At 28.0% G+C, this 17,693-nt stretch carries 10 protein-coding genes and 2 pseudogenes; 9 read left to right on the top strand and 3 right to left on the bottom strand.

Annotation, left to right across the window (positions count from 1 at the left end; all coding sequences use genetic code 11):
* Positions 1-34: 34 nt before the first annotated feature.
* Together BUB83_RS02125 and BUB83_RS02120 are read left to right on the top strand one after the other, a co-directional pair.
* Positions 35-2,737, top strand: coding sequence for a sugar nucleotide-binding protein (locus tag BUB83_RS02125; protein WP_073336556.1), 2,703 nt, complete (start codon positions 35-37; stop codon positions 2,735-2,737).
* Between the two features lie 64 nt (positions 2,738-2,801).
* Positions 2,802-4,004, top strand: coding sequence for an aminotransferase class I/II-fold pyridoxal phosphate-dependent enzyme (locus BUB83_RS02120; protein WP_073336554.1), 1,203 nt, complete (start codon positions 2,802-2,804; stop codon positions 4,002-4,004).
* 116 nt (positions 4,005-4,120) lie between these two features.
* Here BUB83_RS02120 and BUB83_RS02115 read toward each other — a convergent pair.
* Positions 4,121-5,408 (bottom strand): annotated as a pseudogene (locus tag BUB83_RS02115) (IS110 family RNA-guided transposase).
* A gap of 396 nt (positions 5,409-5,804) precedes the next feature.
* Here BUB83_RS02115 and BUB83_RS02110 point away from each other — a divergent pair.
* From BUB83_RS02110 to BUB83_RS02095, 4 genes and pseudogenes are all read left to right on the top strand, one after another.
* Positions 5,805-7,184 carry a radical SAM protein gene (locus BUB83_RS02110; protein WP_073336552.1) on the top strand — a complete coding sequence of 460 codons (1,380 nt, stop codon included), beginning with the start codon at positions 5,805-5,807 and terminating at the stop codon, positions 7,182-7,184.
* Entirely contained in the window at positions 7,181-7,990 is an 810-nt protein-coding gene (locus tag BUB83_RS02105; protein WP_073336550.1) for a hypothetical protein, read from the top strand. Before BUB83_RS02110 ends, BUB83_RS02105 begins: the two co-directional genes overlap by 4 nt.
* 400 nt (positions 7,991-8,390) lie before the next feature.
* Positions 8,391-9,899 (top strand): annotated as a pseudogene (gene tnpC / locus BUB83_RS02100) (IS66 family transposase).
* A gap of 760 nt (positions 9,900-10,659) precedes the next feature.
* Positions 10,660-10,944: a hypothetical protein gene (locus BUB83_RS02095; protein WP_084133359.1), complete on the top strand. Its 285-nt coding sequence runs from the start codon at positions 10,660-10,662 to the stop codon at positions 10,942-10,944.
* Between the two features lie 277 nt (positions 10,945-11,221).
* On the opposite strand, the gene BUB83_RS02090 is transcribed toward BUB83_RS02095, so the two are convergent.
* The gene (locus BUB83_RS02090; protein ID WP_073336546.1) at positions 11,222-11,476 is read right to left on the bottom strand and encodes a hypothetical protein; all 255 of its coding nucleotides are present in this window, start codon (positions 11,474-11,476) and stop codon (positions 11,222-11,224) included.
* Positions 11,477-11,771: 295 nt separating this feature from the next.
* Positions 11,772-12,452, bottom strand: coding sequence for a DUF4046 domain-containing protein (locus tag BUB83_RS02085; RefSeq protein ID WP_073336543.1), 681 nt, complete (start codon positions 12,450-12,452; stop codon positions 11,772-11,774).
* Positions 12,453-13,407: 955 nt separating this feature from the next.
* Here BUB83_RS02085 and BUB83_RS02080 point away from each other — a divergent pair.
* From BUB83_RS02080 to BUB83_RS02070, 3 genes are all read left to right on the top strand, one after another.
* Positions 13,408-14,301, top strand: a complete 894-nt coding sequence (locus BUB83_RS02080; protein WP_073336541.1) for a Kiwa anti-phage protein KwaB-like domain-containing protein — start codon at positions 13,408-13,410, stop codon at positions 14,299-14,301.
* 21 nt (positions 14,302-14,322) lie between these two features.
* Entirely contained in the window at positions 14,323-14,964 is a 642-nt protein-coding gene (locus BUB83_RS02075; RefSeq protein ID WP_073336539.1) for a hypothetical protein, read from the top strand.
* Positions 14,965-15,604: 640 nt separating this feature from the next.
* Positions 15,605-15,844, top strand: a complete 240-nt coding sequence (locus BUB83_RS02070; protein ID WP_073336537.1) for an AbrB/MazE/SpoVT family DNA-binding domain-containing protein — start codon at positions 15,605-15,607, stop codon at positions 15,842-15,844.
* The last annotated feature ends 1,849 nt before the right edge of the window (positions 15,845-17,693 follow it).

The raw sequence follows: 17,693 nt of genomic DNA, 5'->3' as shown, positions 1-17,693 counted from the left end.
TTAGACTTTGAAATAAACATAAGAGGGAGCATATATGGAGTACAAAAGTTTAGAAAAAATTTATATTTTAGAAGATAATATATCACAGTTAATAAGTAGTAATCCGGATGAGTCAGAATATTCTATAATAGTTAAGAATCAAAAAATAAATATTCCTGATAAAATTCAGAAAGAAGTGGATTTAAATTGGGATAATTTTAAAAATAATAATACTAGATGTGCTAAAGATAAAACAACGTTTTTTTTTAACGCTTATGATAAATATGCTAGGTGTGATTATGTATTTTCAGAGCAATTCAGATATGTACAAGCATTTGGACGCTCTAAAGAATTTAATAAGTATTCTTGTTTAGTTGCTGCAAATAATTTAACAGCACTTTCTTCTATGTGTTTGATATTAACTAATGATAAAAAGATGATATTTGGTATTAAGAAAAATATGGATGATAAAATATCAGGATTTTCAGGATATATTAATGATGACTTTATAATGGAAAATAAAGTAGATATTTATAGATATTTAACCAATACTATAAAGGATGAACTTAATATAATAAGTGAAGATATTAAAAAAATTGTCAGGATAGGACAAGCATATTCACCCAATATTGTAGATTCAAATGATAGGTTAAATAATAAGGTCTACAATAATAATTTTATTGTAGAGTTAAAAATATCTTCAGAAAATGTTATTAATAATTTCAAAAAGTCGTTTCAATTTAATCGAATCATTAAAGTTGATATAAATGATAATGAAATCACTGATTTTATTATTAAAAATCAAAATAGATTTTCAATCCATTGTATAGCAGCAGTGTATAATTATTTATCATATGAAGATAGAAATAATGAAACTAAAATATTACTTGATTCTTTAAATTTTAATATAATTCCTAAAGTAGAGGTTAAAATAGGAAAAGATAAAACTGTTAATATAATAAAAAAACTAAAAATATTTAATTGGGGTCTTATAGGAAATAGTAAAATAAAGTATTATAGTATAGCTCCTAAAATGTGGATAGAACTCTTTGAACACCTTAATTATCCAGTAAATTATTTTATATTAAGTGAAGATGATGAAACAATTATATTAGACAAATTGAATAAGCTTGCTAAGGATGATACTTTTATTGGATGTAATATTGCAATGCCTTGGAAAACTGTGGCATTCAAAGAATGTGATTACATTGATTATAATATAAAGAAATTCAAGACTATAAATACGATAGTTTCTAAAGATAATACTATAAAAGGATATAATACTGATGGAAGGGGCTTAATTAATTCAATAAAGGAAAAGACAACATTAAAAAACAAAGTAGTTTTAATTATGGGAGCAGGAGGGGCATCACAAACACTCCCCTTATATTTAATAAAGGATAGAATTAAATCGTTATATGTATGCGATATAATAAATGAAAAATCTGAGAATTTAGCGAACCACTATATTGATTTATTTCAAAAAGAAAATAAATCAATTAAAGCTATAACTCATAATGATTTATTAAGTATTATGGATAAAATAGATATTATTATAAATGCGACTCCTTGTGGTATGGTTGGATTTACCAGTAAAATGGCATTTGATCAAACGCTTATAGACAAATTAGAGCCAAATGTTGTCATAGCTGAAATGGTTTATAACCCATATTTAACAACGTTATTGAAAGTTACAGCAGAAAAAGAACATACCATTTGTGAGGGTATGAACATGTTGGTAGAACAAGCAGCAATTAGTTTTTATCATGGATTTGGAATTGAATTATCTAGTAAAAATAAAAAGTTTATGAAGGAGATAGCTATGGATGAACTGATGGAAAAAAAAACTATTATTATAACAGGGTCTTCAGGTTTCATAGGAAGGTATTTAGTTTCAAAATTAAAATGTAACTATAGGATTATTGGCATTGATTCCATGGAATTAAAGAATAATCAATGTGATTATTTTTATAAGATTGATATAAATAATTATGAAAGAGTTCAGGAAATATTTGTTGATTATAAGATTGATTTTGTAATTCACACTGCAGCAGAAAAATCGTTGGTAAAATGTGAAAATGATAAAGAAAAAGCGTATAAAATAAATTATTTAGGCAGTGAGTTTTTGTATGGTTTAACAAAAAAGCAGGGTGCTAAATTTATATTTATATCAAGTGATCAAGTATTTGATGGACAAGAAGGTAATTATTTAGAAATTGGAAAAACAAATCCTATTAATTATTATGGTGAATTAAAAGTGATCTTTGAAAATAAATTCAAGGACGAAAAAGATATAGCTATATGTCGTACAGCATTAACGTTTGGGGCTATACCAGAGAGTCAAAGTGCTTATTTTGATGAAGTGAAGCATAAGGAGTTTTTAGTGGTACAAGGATATATAGTTCAACATGTTAAGTATAAACTTTCAAAACGAGAATATATAAGTTTGCCTAAAAATGAGTATATGAACCCTACATCAGTTGAATTGCTTTATAATCAAATTAGTAAGGTTATTGAAAAAGATATTACAGGAATTGTGCATTGTTGTGGTAGCGAGAAAATTAGTAGATATGAATTTGGTAAGAAAATTGCGAAATCATTTGGATTAGATGATAGGTTTATTAAATCAGAGGATTCTAATGATAAATTAAGACCTAAAGATGTTTCATTAGACGTTAAATATTCAAGTGAAATTTTAGGCATGAAATATTGGAATGTTGATATTATGTTAAGAAAATTAAAGAATGAGATAAATTAAAGGCAATAGTTAAAAATAATTATAGAAAGGGAATGGATTTAAATTCATTTTTAGAGGCATAGATATGAAATATGGGTTTATATGGCCACCAAAGATAGATGAAATGGGTGATATAGTAAAACAGTATATAGATTCAGGAAAACCATTATCAATTCCAGATGATAGTGGTGTATATAGGGAATTGGAAACAACGTTTGCAAATCTACATAATAGAAAGTATGGACTTTTAGTTTCATCAGGAACTATGGCACTTTATTCTGCGTTTTTTGGACTTAATCTTTTGCCAGGGCAAGAAGTGATTTGTACTGCTTTTAGTTATCATGCTACAGCTGCACCACTTTTACATCTTGGTATTAAGATTGTATTTTGTGATGTGGAAGAAGATATTGGGAACATAGATGTATCAAAAATAGAAGAATTAATTACAAATAAAACTAAAGCGATTGTAACAAATGATCAATGGGGACACCCTTGTGATAAAGAAGGTATTTTAAATATATGCAAAAAGTATAATTTGAGATACGTAGAAGATTGTTCACATGCCCATTTTTCAGAATATAAGGGAAAGTACGTGGGAAGTTTTGGAGATGTTGCTTGTTGGAGTTTACAGGGAAATAAACTTCTTACCGGAGGAGAGGGTGGAATTCTTTTAACTGATAATCAAGAAATTTTTGAAAGAGCTGTTTTACTAGGACATAATCTTAAGAGACCTGCTAAAAGTGTGAGAAATGAATATTACAAAGGATTGGAAAGAACAGGGTATGGGTTGAAATTAAGAATACATCCGCTTGCAGCGGTGATGGTGTTGCATCAATTAAAATATTATTGTTTTGATTGGATAAAAGGGAGAAAAGAAACTTTAAACTATTTTGAAAAAAGATTACAAGAAGAAACTTTTTTTAAAGGTATGGTTAAAAAAGATTATGTAACTTCAATGGGAGCTTGGTATGGATTTAAACCTACGATTGATTTTGAAGGACTGAACATTGATAAATCGAATTTAGTAAATTGGATGAATGAAAGAGGATTTGAAATAAAAATACCAAAATCTAAATCTATACCTACTTATGAATTATTTACTAGTGATAAATACAAAATTAATAATTATGATAAAAATACTTTGATTAATTCATATCCAAATGCTGAGAAATATTACTCTAAGATTTTAACTTTTCCAACATATACTTTCCATGAATATGAATTAATTGAAAAATATATAGAAGCTATTAAAGAGTACTTTAAGACGACTGGTAATATGTCAAGATGAAATTTTATAAAATTGGAAATTTATTTTTAATGAAGCTTTAAAAAAGAGCTCACCTAACAAACTTTGCTTTATTTCCAAAATTTTACTGGAGATAATAAGTTGGTTGGTTCTCAAATTTATGAAGTTTTAACTTTTTCAGCGACAGTTTTCATAGTATAGAGTTGATTATTGCGTAGCAAAGCAAAAATCAACCTTACAAATTTACGGCCAGTAAGTGCAAGTGCCCTTTTATGCTTGTGTGTCAATGTTTCATTATACTTTTTATGGTAATAATCGTTATATTCCGGATTAAACCTTAGGATACTACCAGTAGCCTCAAGTATATAGTATCGTAGATACTTGTTACCTGTTTTTGTTAAATAAGTATCTTGTGCTGTGAAGTTACCTGACTGTTTTTTTTCTCCAGGTAAGACCTATATACTTAGCAAGACTTGCTTCGTTGTTATATTTTGTAATATCACCTATTTCTGCTACAATACCAGCTGCAAACACGGGGCCAATACCGGTTATAGAAGATATGCATTGGTACTCATGTGTATCAATTCGCTTAACTGCTCTTTGAATTGCTTTATCAATAGTTGATACTTCTTTTTCTAAAGCTTTAATGCAGTTAAAGGATGCAGCGATTGTGGAGTTTAAAGGGTCATATAAAGCTTTGTCAAGACGATAGGCGTCTCTAGCAGCTCTTTGGAGAACTTTAGCAGTAGTTTGTGGATCTTTGAATCTATTTTTACTTTTATCCACAAGAAAGTTTACTAATTCTGATAAGTCAGCGTTAGCTATTTCTTCAACGGACATATATTCTGTTAGTACTGCTAAAGATGTAGCACCAAACTTGTTTGAAAATGGTTGTTCATTTTTACCCATAACAGCGAGTTCACTAAACTTAAGAAAAATATTCGATAAGATATAGGATTTTTCTCTCGTTATATTTTCCATGATGTGAAGTCTACATCTTGTGAGACGCTGTAAAGCAATGTATTGACTACCTTTCCAAGGTGCCGATGTTATTTTACCTACTCTTGCGAAGTCAGCAATAACAAGTGCATCATTTGGATCGGTTTTGTCAATATCAACAAAAGTTTTTTTATAGTTAGATGTAATCTTTGGATTAAGGCAATAAACATTAGGTTTAAACCATAACAATCCTTCATGGCTTGAAAGAAAATTGGCTATATGCCAGCTATAGAATGAGGTTGATTCTAAAGCTATGGTGAGATAAGAGAGAGAGTTATCTTTAAGACATTTAATTATTTTAGATACTATAACCTCAGCACCAGGATTGTTGTTTGAAGATTCAAAAGAAAGTAGCTTTGTTCCAAAGAAGTCCATACCATAGACATAATTGGTTTTTGAACTAACATCTATACCTATGAATAAAGTAGCTGTAAAAGTATGTTTCATGATATCACCACCTTTCGGTTAAAATAGAACAGGAATTGGCACAGGCCTACCCTTAGTTTATAACGCATCAACACCCTCGCACTAATAAGAACTAAGCTATGAAGCCTTTTACACTAGTTGCTAAGCTAGTAGCCTGATAACTTGAACAACGACTGGGTTAGAAGCTAACGCTATAAATAAGGAAACAGTCTTTAATAGAGGTACCACTAAGTGGCCAACAGGAGACGTAAGAATATCCCTATGCTAATCCCTTAATATAATATTAGCACTTAAGGGTACGCCTGTACCATCCTGTATAAATAATTTCCAGTAAACTCTTTTCTTAAATAGTCATTTTAGTTACTGGAAATTAATAATAAATTGACTATTAAACTTATTATACGAGGAGATGGAAATATGATTGGAGTAAGCAAAACTGAAGATATAGAAAAAATTCAATATCTACATAAGATGATTTTTCAGGAAAAATTTCCAATATATGATTTTAGAAAAAAATCTGAATCAAAAATTTTAGATAAGTATATATTATATGATAATAATGATATTGTAGGATATACTATAGCCTTTAATAATAAAGAAAAATTAAATTATCATCTGTGGATAGGAGGTATATTGCCCCAATATAGAAAATCAGGGTATTTCGGAGAATACATAGAGTATATGGTGAATAAAGCTAGAAATAATAAATATAAATCTATTACAGTTTCTAGTTATAATCATCGACCAAATATGTTGAGGTTGGCAATAAATAAGGGATTTAAAATAGTAGGAACAAAGAGAGGCATTTATGGCGATGGTATTAAAATACTTTTCGAATATCTTGTAACTTCTAAAGAAGAAGTACGAATTAGCTTAACAAATATATGCAATTTCAAATGTTTTTTTTGTCACAGTGAGGGATTAGATGATACTTCCTTAGTTAAGTTAAGTAAAGAAAAGTTAGAAAATATTTTATATCAATGTAAAATAAATAATTGTGAAACTATAACTTTAACAGGAGGAGAACCTTTAATTACTAGAGAGCTTATAGAATTTTCTATAGAATTTTTTAATAAGTCTAAATATAGACCAAAGCTAAAAATTATAACTAATGGATCATTAATAGACATAAAGTTTGTTAATATGATTAAATTATATGAAGGTGATGTAAAGTTAAATGTATCTTTACATAGTATGAAGAAAGAAAAGTTTGACATGATTACGCAAACGAAAAATGACTTTATAAAAACAGTGGATGCTATTAAGTTATTAGAAATAGAAGATATTAATTTTAGATTGAATTATGTTGTGTTAAAAGGGATAAATGATACAATAGAAGATTTTGAAACATTGATTCTAGAGTCGTTTAATAAAAATATTAAAAGTATAACTTTCATCGAATTATTGGTTACAGACAAGAATATAAATATGTTAAAATATTTTTTGGAGTATAATGAGATTAAAAAGTTAATAAAAAATAGTTGCGTGAAAATTGGAGAGTTAACTGCTGAATATGAAAATAAAAAGAAGATAAGGTATGTTTTGCATAAAGAAAATAAAAAATTAAATATAGAAGTTTTTAAATTAACCTGTAGACTAGGTTGTGAAAGTTGTATAGAAAACAAAGATAGAACAATTGGCTCGGATGGAGAATATTATCCTTGTTTTATTCAATCTAATAAAAAATGTGGAAATGCATCAGAGAATATGGCAGAGGCATTTAAAAAAGGAAATGCAATTATTGAAGAGTATGCTAAGAATTATGGAAGTAATAATCCTATTGGTAGAAGTAGATGAAATTATCTTATAATTATAAGTCGTTAGAATTGTATTCAGAGAATAATTTTGAAAAAAAAATTTTATCATCGAAGTATCTAAAAACAAAATTAGCCTATACTATAGTAAACAATCCTATAAATGGTTTGAAAGTTATAATAAAAGGGAATAGATGCGCTGTTAATTTAGATGAAAATAAGGCTTTTATCTCTGAATATTTATCAAAAAATCAAATGGGTTATATGTTAAGAATAATTATAGATTCGTATGTTTTAAGTAAAAATGCATTACCACTTCATTCTTCTATGATAAGTATTGATAGTAAAAGTGGATTTTTTTTTGGAGGAACTAATTGTGGGAAAACTATATTTTCAAATTATATAAAAAATTATAATTCTGGGTATAAAATAATAGGAGATGATCATGTAATTGTTGCTAATAAAGGTATTGTAGGAAATAGGTTATCACGTATACGCAGCATAGATAATGAAAGTGAATTATATTTAAAAAATTCACAATATTTAAATAGTATCAAGAAATATTTTATATTTGATATTGATATTAATGATAAAATTAATAATTATAAAATTTTAAATTCAGATGAATATATGGAGAATGATTTGTCATATGTTTTGAAGTACTTGGTATATGATTTTGATATAGGTCAAGAAGTTTTTAAAATTAATGAGTTTATAGATTATGAAGTTAATTTAAAGTACCTATTAGAATTAAGAAAATTTATTGATAGGGCTAATGCCATTATAAAAATTAGAGGTAGCATTGAGTATGTTACTAAATTTATAAATAGCATTTTTATAAGTAAATAAATCATAAAAAAAGAGGGAAAGTAGACCCTGTAAAAAAGATTCTGTAAACTGAATTAGCAAAACAAAGCAAGTTCGTCGGCAAAGCCTCCTTACTAGTGCACCATAGCCATCAACCTAAGAATACAAGTTTATTCCAATGATTGATGGCCATTTCAATTTATAAATTGGAATTTATTTATTGTAATAATATTTTAATTAAGCTATTTTTTGTATATAATGATTAAAATTTTGTATGACAAATAAACCTACAAATATTTTTGTGAATTTATTTCATTAAAGGAAATTGTAACTATTCAGCTATTAAAATTTATTAAATATAATGTTATCATTGATATATTCAAAACAACTCTTCCAATTATCATTAATTTTTGGTATTATATATCCTGTCTTGTAAAAACTAATGATAAGGTGGTGCCACTTCATGAGTGAAAGTGAAATTATTAAGATTTATAATAAAGGCGTTTCAGAAGTAATTGGGCTTATAAAAGAATTATCAAATCAAATTAATCACTTGAATAGTCAAGTAGAAAATATTTCTAAAGATAATAAAACACTTAATGAACGTGTAAAATCACTAGAAAGTCAAGTCAATAAAAATAGTAATAATAGTAGCAAACCTCCATCCTCTGATGGATTTAAAAAGAAAACAAAAAGTTTACGAACAAAATCAGGTAAAAAGCCCGGAGGGCAAGAAGGTCATGAAGGTAAAACTCTTTCTCTTAAAGAAGATCCGGACCAAGTTGAGATTCACAGCATTGAACACTGCTCTGAATGCGGAGCATCTTTAGAAGATGTGCCTCCTAAAAGATATATTGTTCGTCAAGTTATAGATATACCTGATATAAAAGTTAAAGTTACAGAACACAGAGCAGAAGTAAAAATATGTCCTCATTGTAAAAGTGAAAATACAGCTAATTTCCCAGATGAAGTTACCAATACTGTCCAATATGGCAAAAGATTAAAAGCTGTCGCTGTCTATTTAACGCAGTATCAGCTAATTCCTTATAAGCGAAGTGCTGAACTTATAAAAGATTTATTTAATCATCATATAAGTCAAGGAAGTATAGTAACATTTAATGAGAACTGTTACAAAAGGCTAGCTCCAATAGAAAATAATATTAGAAATACTATTACTTCCTCAGAAGGAGCAGTTCATTTTGATGAAACAGGACTACAGATAAATAAAAAACTTCATTGGCTTCATGTTGCATCAAATTAAAACTTCACTTACTATGAGGCACATAAAAAGCGTGGTAAAGAAGCTATAGATGATATTGCTATACTTCCTAACTTCACTGGCACGGCAGTGCATGATGGTTTCAAAACTTACAATAAATACACTAAGTGTAATCATTCTCTATGTAATGCTCATATATTAAGAGAACTTAATGGTATAACTGACTTACAAAAGCAAGAATGGGCAGTTCCAATGAAAAAACTACTACTTGAAATAAAAAAGGAAGTAGATTTAAGCTATGGCACACACAATGCTTTGCCTTTAAACAAAATTGAAGATTTTGAAGTAAAATATGATAAAATACTTAAAGCTGGTTTTGATGAAGACTATGCTAAAAATATTGAATTATATTCTGAAAAAAAGGTGAAGAAAAGCGTCAGTCTTAACTTGCTTAATAGATTAAGCGGATATAAAGAAGAAATTCTTGCTTTCATGTATGATTTTGATATCCCTTTCGATAATAATTTAGCCGAACGTGATTTACGTATGGCTAAGGTGAAACAAAAAATATCTGGAACTTTTAGAAGTTCCGAAGGGGCAAGTGCTTTTACTAGAATTCGTGGATATGTATCTACTGTACGAAAACAAGGAAAAAACACATTAGACTGTATCAAATCAGTATTTACAGCAACTCCATTTAATCCAACTTTAGAATATGAAAATGTCCGTTAATAGAGGTATACTAGATGTTTTTAGCGTACCCAAATTTAATATTAACACCTTACTGTCAGATAAATTAAAAGATTTGAAAGTAGGGTGTTTTTGTATATACACTCATAAAATTTTTAAAATCGTATGATTTCTTATAAGAACAAGCCTTACGGCTTAAAAACTCGCAAGCTATCGCTTAAATGATTAGAAGCACTAAAAAATAAATTAATAGTTTAACTGGAATCTCTATAGTATTTAGTATAAAATAAAATTTAAAAAATTGCAGAATTACAGACTATTTAAAATAGGAGCTGAATAGTTACTTTTTGTAAATAATTGTAATATAATTTCTTTTTAGTAAATAATTAGTTTCGAAATTCATTCAGCGGAATATGAGATTTAATTCTTTAATGGTATGCTTATTACACAATGAGGATAATCCGTTTTTGTATAAAAAAGCAAATATTTTACTTTTTATACGTTGTTTATACAAAATCCATTAAAATTTCTTTGCCACTATGTGATGTTTTGCGGATAGGCAATGTACGAAGTTGCTTTTAACGAAGTGAATAATTTGTTTTACATATTTTACACATAAAACATAATCTATGAAATTTAAATAAAATAAAAGGCAGTATAATAAAAATAATTTATATTTGTGTATACCTTTTATTTTATATATTGACAAGTGATTAAAAATAGCTTAAAATTTATTTAATAAAACTATCAAATGATTTTATTTGATAGTTTTATTAAATAAATAATGCTAGGAGTGAGTTTATTGAATAAAAAATTATCTGAGAGAGAAAAGCTGATGGCTTATGTACTAAATAAAGAATTCAGATATCCGCAAAACGCGATTGCAAATTTAATGAGTACAAAACATGATGGTGGAATATCTCAACCATCTATCGCTAATGCTATAAAAGAAGCGGGATATTTGATACAAATTAAAAAATTAAAAGATATGTATTTAGATGTAAAAAAAGAACTCGAGCAAGATGGATTTATACCGAGTCCAAATCTTCTTGAGAATAGAAGAAATATTATTTCATTTGATGAATAAGATAGATAGTCAGATTAACTAAGAAATTGATTCCTTTTTTTTTATAATAAAAGTTCCAACAACTGCTGGATCTAGGAGGGATTATAGTAACAAAAATTGTTCTAGTTTTTTTTAGTGGAAGGTGTTTTATAAAAGACCTTCGGTTATTGTATGTACTAAGTAGGGGTACTATGGACAAAGAATTTTTGTAAACTTATTCAAATAAAGTTACAAAAAGGATACTTAAGCTTTTAAATATGTTTTGAGCAGGGGTTACAAATTAATTATAGTTTCTTAATTAATTTGTAAACATAGGGCTTGCCAAACCAACTTCTTTTTCTGTCTTAGAATATGATAATCCTTGCTTATGCAAAGTTTCAACTTGCATAAGCTGTTCTTTGGGTAAAATACTTTTTCTACCAGCGCCACGGTCATTATGTTTCTTAAGATTTTCTTTATTAATTATTTTACTAACTTTATTTTTTAATTCAGTAGTACATTTTCCTAATATATCATTATCCTTTTTTATATCTTCATATCTTTCTTCTAGCAATTTTATTCGGTTGGATAATATGCTTCTATGATCTTTCTCTAGTTTAATGAATTTTATTAATTCCGCATGGCCATCTTTATAAGCAGAAACTTTTTCATTTAATTGTTATAGTTGAAATTATTGTTTTATTATAATTTCATTTGCTGATTTCAAGTGTTCAACTAATATTGCTTTTGTTACTGTTGACATAAAATCACCTCGTTCACTAATTAATTAATAATATAAAGTGAACTAATTAAGTTGTAAACAATTAGAGGAGAAAATAAAGGATTCAAATTTAAAGCAGATTTCTCAACTAAGACATAGTATATTTTCCGCATAATGAAGCTAGGACATATTTTAGGAGTATGCTTTTGGTTATACTTTTCTTTGCTACGTAAGAATCTAACGTTAACTTTTCTTCAGTTAACCATTTAAGAGCAACAATACAATTCTTTTTAGAATTCCAAAAACATCTTGGTACCATTGGTAATTCCCAGGCTATAAATTTATTTGGATAAGCTGAATTTAGTGCTTCAAAAGGACTTGAATTAAAGCAGGCTTGTAGCATGCCATATAAATTATTATCTTTATATATTTGTTTACAGTATTTCTTTTTTATATCTTGGTTACTCCATTTTAGTTTATCTTCCAGAAGCCATTTAACAGCAATAATACCTTCATCTTTATTCCAAGAACCATTCACTACGTGAGTTCCTAATTCCCATTTCTTAAATTCTCCTGGATAAGTTGCTTCCATAGCTGTATGTAGTGAAGCATTAAAAGCTTTTTTTAGCATGCCTAGTAAATTATTATCTATAAATATTTGATGATTTAATTTTTCTATAATATCATCATGGGACCAATTCAGTTTTTCTTCTAGCAGCCACTTTGTAGCTGCTATAGCATTTTCTTTTCCTTTTTCACCTTGCCAATAACAATTAGGAGCATTTACAAAATCCCAGGGTTTGAAATTCTTTTCTGGATAGCAAAACAAATGATTCACTTTGTTCATAATTTTGTTTTGATACAGTTGGTCCAGATGGAGCATGGATAGAATAAAAATAAACCAGGGATTAATTTGCCTGGTCTTTTTGTGCTCCGAAAACCCTAATTATTACATACTAAGAAAATAAAACTAGTATCATCTTCAATTAAATGGTATAATTAGGGTGCCTTTTGCTAGTACTTTGGAAAGGGGTCAAGATGTTACTAATAACAAACATTGCAATGCTTGTAATAATGTTAGCCACATTATATTACCAATACAAAACATATAAAAAATAATTGATTATATTTAAATGCTACCCAAACAACGAGATAATATACATACCATGAGACTAAACCAATTAAGTGGCGGCAACCATTTGCTTGAGAAAATCAGAAGAAAGTACTACAAAGGCCGTTTATATCTCACTTGTAGTGCTTTATATTCAAAAGGGTAGATTTAAATATATTCTTGAAAATTTATACAAATGTGTTAAAATAGAATTAAGCATTGTTATGTTAAATAAACAATTGAACCTTTCAAAAACATTTATTCTTTAAGTAAAAAAATCACAAATTGAGTTTGCCGACTCGAAATGAAACTAGGATTTTTTAGAGATAAGTGTTTGACACAAAACCAAAGTAAAGATCTAATTGAGAGAGGTAGAAATACCCAACGAAAGGGGGAGGAATCCCTAAATTAAGTACTAGCAGGATGCAGAAATGCATCCTGCTTTACTTTTATAAAGAATAATAGTATAAATTAGACCAGGCAGAAATCCTTGGTCTTTTTTTTATTTTTGGAAATACTTGTCCTTTTTAGTAAAAAGATATACAATAAAACAAAAGAAACCACTTTGACGACCAATCAGCAGCGGTTTCTAAAAACAAAATATATTCCATAGATATTGCTTAATTATATCATATATCCTATGGAATACAAATATTATAATAGGAGATAATATATGGATAAAATTGAGTTGTTAGAGGTATTAGATGGGTTTACCGAACAAAACAGTGATGTACAATTGTTTCTTAGTCATAAGAATAGGCTGTTTTATAGTTTCATAGAATCTAGACTAGGGGATACAGTTCAAAATGAAATATATTCATTATTAAAACCAAGTATTGTAAATATCATTAGAAATAATGATTTAGTTGAATTTGATGCAGTAGGTAAAAATGATGGGACAGTTGAAACTATCCAAACAGTGACTGTTGATGGATATACCACTTTAAAGAATTGTAAGGAAGATATAAATAATTTAGCACGAAATATTGAGGAATTAGGAGAAATTAATTTCTATTTATTAGAAATGTCCAACGGAACTGATAATGTTAAGATTTTCAGAAGATACTCTAAGGCTAAAAGTTTATCAAAGGGTATAAGACTAAGAATTTATGATAATCAATTACGCAAAATTAAGGAAAATATTTTTCTTGTGGATGATATTGTAGATTTTATTGTTATTAATGATGAAGAAATAATTGTATTTAATAGATATTCATTTGAGGTAATAACAAATTATAAAGATAACTATATGGAAAATTTAGATTTAGCTTTAGAAGAAATTAGTGGAAGTGAACTTATAAATAATATAGAAGGATTTAAAGAAGATTGTAAAAATAGTTTAAGAATTGCAAAACAATTTACTAGAGCAATGAAAGATAGTAGTATTTCATTGATATTGGAAAATTTAGATAAAGTTTCAGAAGCTATAAGAGAAGCTGAACTGCCAATAGAGTTTGTTAATAATAAATTTCAGTATGAAAGTAAAGAACATTTATCAATATTAGTTGCTTTATTATCAGACAGTTATGCAAAAACACTAATTGGGAATAGGCTTACAAATTCATAGAATTTAAGGAGTTGAATATTAGTGATCACTAGATTTAGTAAATGGATTTTATATATATCATCATATATCCCATTATATATAATTTTTATTATTAGCAATAGTTTCGATATTTATTCGGGATATTTAGAGATAAAAATTCGAGAAGATTATAATATCAATTTACTAATTGATGCTGCAAAAAAAAATATTGTGCTAATAATTGTTTTTTTATGTTTATCGATATTTTCATTTGTTCTGTTAATCAAAATTATAAAAGCAGCATCGTCAAGTACAAATTATAATGATTTTTATTGTTTAAAAAGAAATAATGAAAAAATAAATGAATATATTTTAGTTTATATTCTTCCCTTTATAACAGTCAATTCAAATGATTTTAAAGCACTAACTATGTTTTTAGTTATATTCATAGTAATTGGAATTGTATCTGTTAGGAATGATTTAGTTTATGTTAATCCAATATTATATATGCTACAGTATAATATATACTCTTTTACTGGGAATCAAGAGACTGAAGAAAGATTTATTTTAATTACTAAGTATTCTATATTGGAATTAAAAAAAATAGGTAGATTTGAAAATAATTGCATTAGAATAAGAGGATCTAAATTAAGCAGCAATGTTTATTTGATTAAAAAAACGCATCAACAGAACCCTGGGGATTAACCTGGGGTTCTTAATTTTTTAAGAATATTAGTTGAAAATATAGTGAAAGCTTTAGCAATTCTAAATATTATATTTCAATTAAGTCCATGAGTTCAATAGAAAGACCTGCGCAATTTTAATAAGCAAAGAAGGAGTAAGGTCATATTTATTATTTTCAAACCCTTGTAAGAGATATTTCGACAAGAGCAACTTCGGCCATTGCATGTCCTCAGAATCTACCATAGAGGCAGAAAATTTTATGTAAACTTTGTATAAATAGCGTATAAAAAACAGAATATTGATATTCTAATTATACATATAATGGACAAGCTTTAAATCCTACAAATAACTGAAAAATCTAATCAAATAATTGTAATATAGTAACTAGCTGATTAAAGTATATATAATGAAATAACTGGATTAAAATAAAAAGAGGTAGAAAACTAGAAGTAAAAAAAAGTATAAATGTTAAACTATCAAATTAAGTAGTGCTATGTACATAGTGCTACTTATTTTTTAGGTTAATTCTTTAAAATTTAAAATTTTCTTAAATGACGTAATTGCAACATGAATATTTATGGATATTATTGACTTTTGAGTTCGAGCTTGATACAATAAATATAACAAATATGTAAGAAATTGTAGTGAGGAGAGGGTAAAGATGAAATCAACAGGAATAGTAAGAAGAGTTGACGAATTAGGAAGAATTGTAATACCTATAGAATTGAGAAGGACTTTAGATATAGATATCAAAGATCCATTAGGAATTTATGTGGAAGGGGAACAAATAATACTTATGAAATATAATCCTTCATGTATTTTCTGTGGAGATGCTAGCAATATTATTAATTTTAAAGGTAAGAATATTTGTAAAAATTGTCTTGCAGAGATAAAAGAATAATTTTAAGGTCATGTGAATATTAATCATGTTTTGTGATAATAATTGAAGTGACTACACATATCCCCCATTTTAAAGGTACCAGCTTAGGCTGGTGCTTTTAATTTTTGACTTTTATTTAAGGTTTTCATTCAATTAAAATATTGAATATACTATACATCAGGTATCTTGGCGGGTGGGTGGGTCACGTTTACCTTTTTCGTAGCTCCAGAGGGACATTAGCTGTGCAAACCTCGGCGACTTTATGAGGGTTTGTCCAGCTTGTCAACTTGGGGCGGAGAAAAATTTCCTTATTTCTTTTAATCTTTTGATTTTGGCCACAGAAATAAATTAAGTATAAGGTATAGAATAATCTTTTGGCCCTGCATTAGCGGGTACCTGAAAATCAAGGTGGAGGGCTGCATGGCTCTTAGTCTGGTAGTGGATGCAATCGGGGGTTAGGGGATATGGAATACGCTACCAGACTTTTAGAGCCATTCAGCAAAACACCGAAGTATTTTGGGGTGCGACCATTATCTATATTTCCCCCAGAGGATTTATATAATATATAGGGATAGGACCTATAATACTAGGAGTTATAATACTATGAATCAATGTAGTTAATAATAATTATTTGATTTTATAGTTTAGATAAATATATCTAATAGCTGCAGTAAACTAAGTATTTGTAGTTTGGTTTTGGGGTGTTGGTTGGACAAGCGTTGTATCCCTTGATTATCCATAAGGGTTGTAATGCTTGTCCAACCACGTTAAAACATGAATAATTATATTGGCATCTGGGTTAATAACCATAGCAAATGGACAAGACCGGCTAGCTCCTAGATTTTATGGAGCTTGTTGGGCTTGTCTATTTGCGTTTTTCTTTCAAGGCTTTTATTCAATGGGTTTGTGCTTTTTAAAGCCATTGAATAAAAGGATTCAGATTCCTCTTTACTGAAAAATATGATTCGACTAGAGCGGACACATTAAAACTGTATTTATATTTGTGGGAATTGACTTAGCTAGCGGAGGGAGATTTATATTTTTCTGTGCCTTTATTTTATAAAGTTAAAGAACTTATTAATTAGTTAAAGAATTCTTTTATTATTTCCGCTAATGGGGATATAAATTTGTACTAGGAATTTAAAACTAATAAAACATAAGAGATATGATTTTTTATGTTGGGTGGGTGGGAGGTTTAATTTTGGTTGGATAAGCTATAAGCGCTTAGTGTTTTCATAAGGGCTTATAGCTTATACAACCTTTTGTTTATTTTGAATAGGTTTGTGTCTTTTTACAAAGCTATTTAAAATAAACTTTCAGATTCCTCTTTGTAGTGAACAGTCTTCGATTGGAGTGAGTCATTGATTAGCGTGTTTTTGCGGTTCAATGGCGAGTGGAATGAGATGTCTGTTCACTATGCCTTTTGTATGAGGGGATAGATCTATTACCAGTAGATAAAAGCAAATTACCTATATTTATTTAGTAACCAATATAATGGAGAAAATTGAAAAAATATGTTTGGGATTTATGACGTTTTTATACTTAATATGGTATAATTGACGTTATAAATGTTATTTTATATGAATAATATGCAGAAAATTTTATTTGTAGCATTAAGATAGGAGATTCTAGTTTTGCTTAGGTAATTATACGAAGATTGGCGTTAAAAATACTCAAACCTAAGATGGAGGCTTGAGTATAGAAAAAACAGTATTGCGCCAAACTTTGGATAATTGTCATAGCACGAAACCGCGGTTATTTAAAGAATAGCTATGGGATTTGCATAAATTCATTCTTGATAATTTTAAATAGTATTTAAGGCAAAAGTTCTGATATACAGTAAGAAAAAACACAAAATAAGGTTTGACAA

Source organism: Clostridium grantii DSM 8605 (assembly GCF_900129965.1).
GTDB lineage: Bacteria > Bacillota > Clostridia > Clostridiales > Clostridiaceae > Clostridium_AF > Clostridium_AF grantii.
This window is presented reverse-complemented; position numbering and strand designations above follow the sequence as displayed.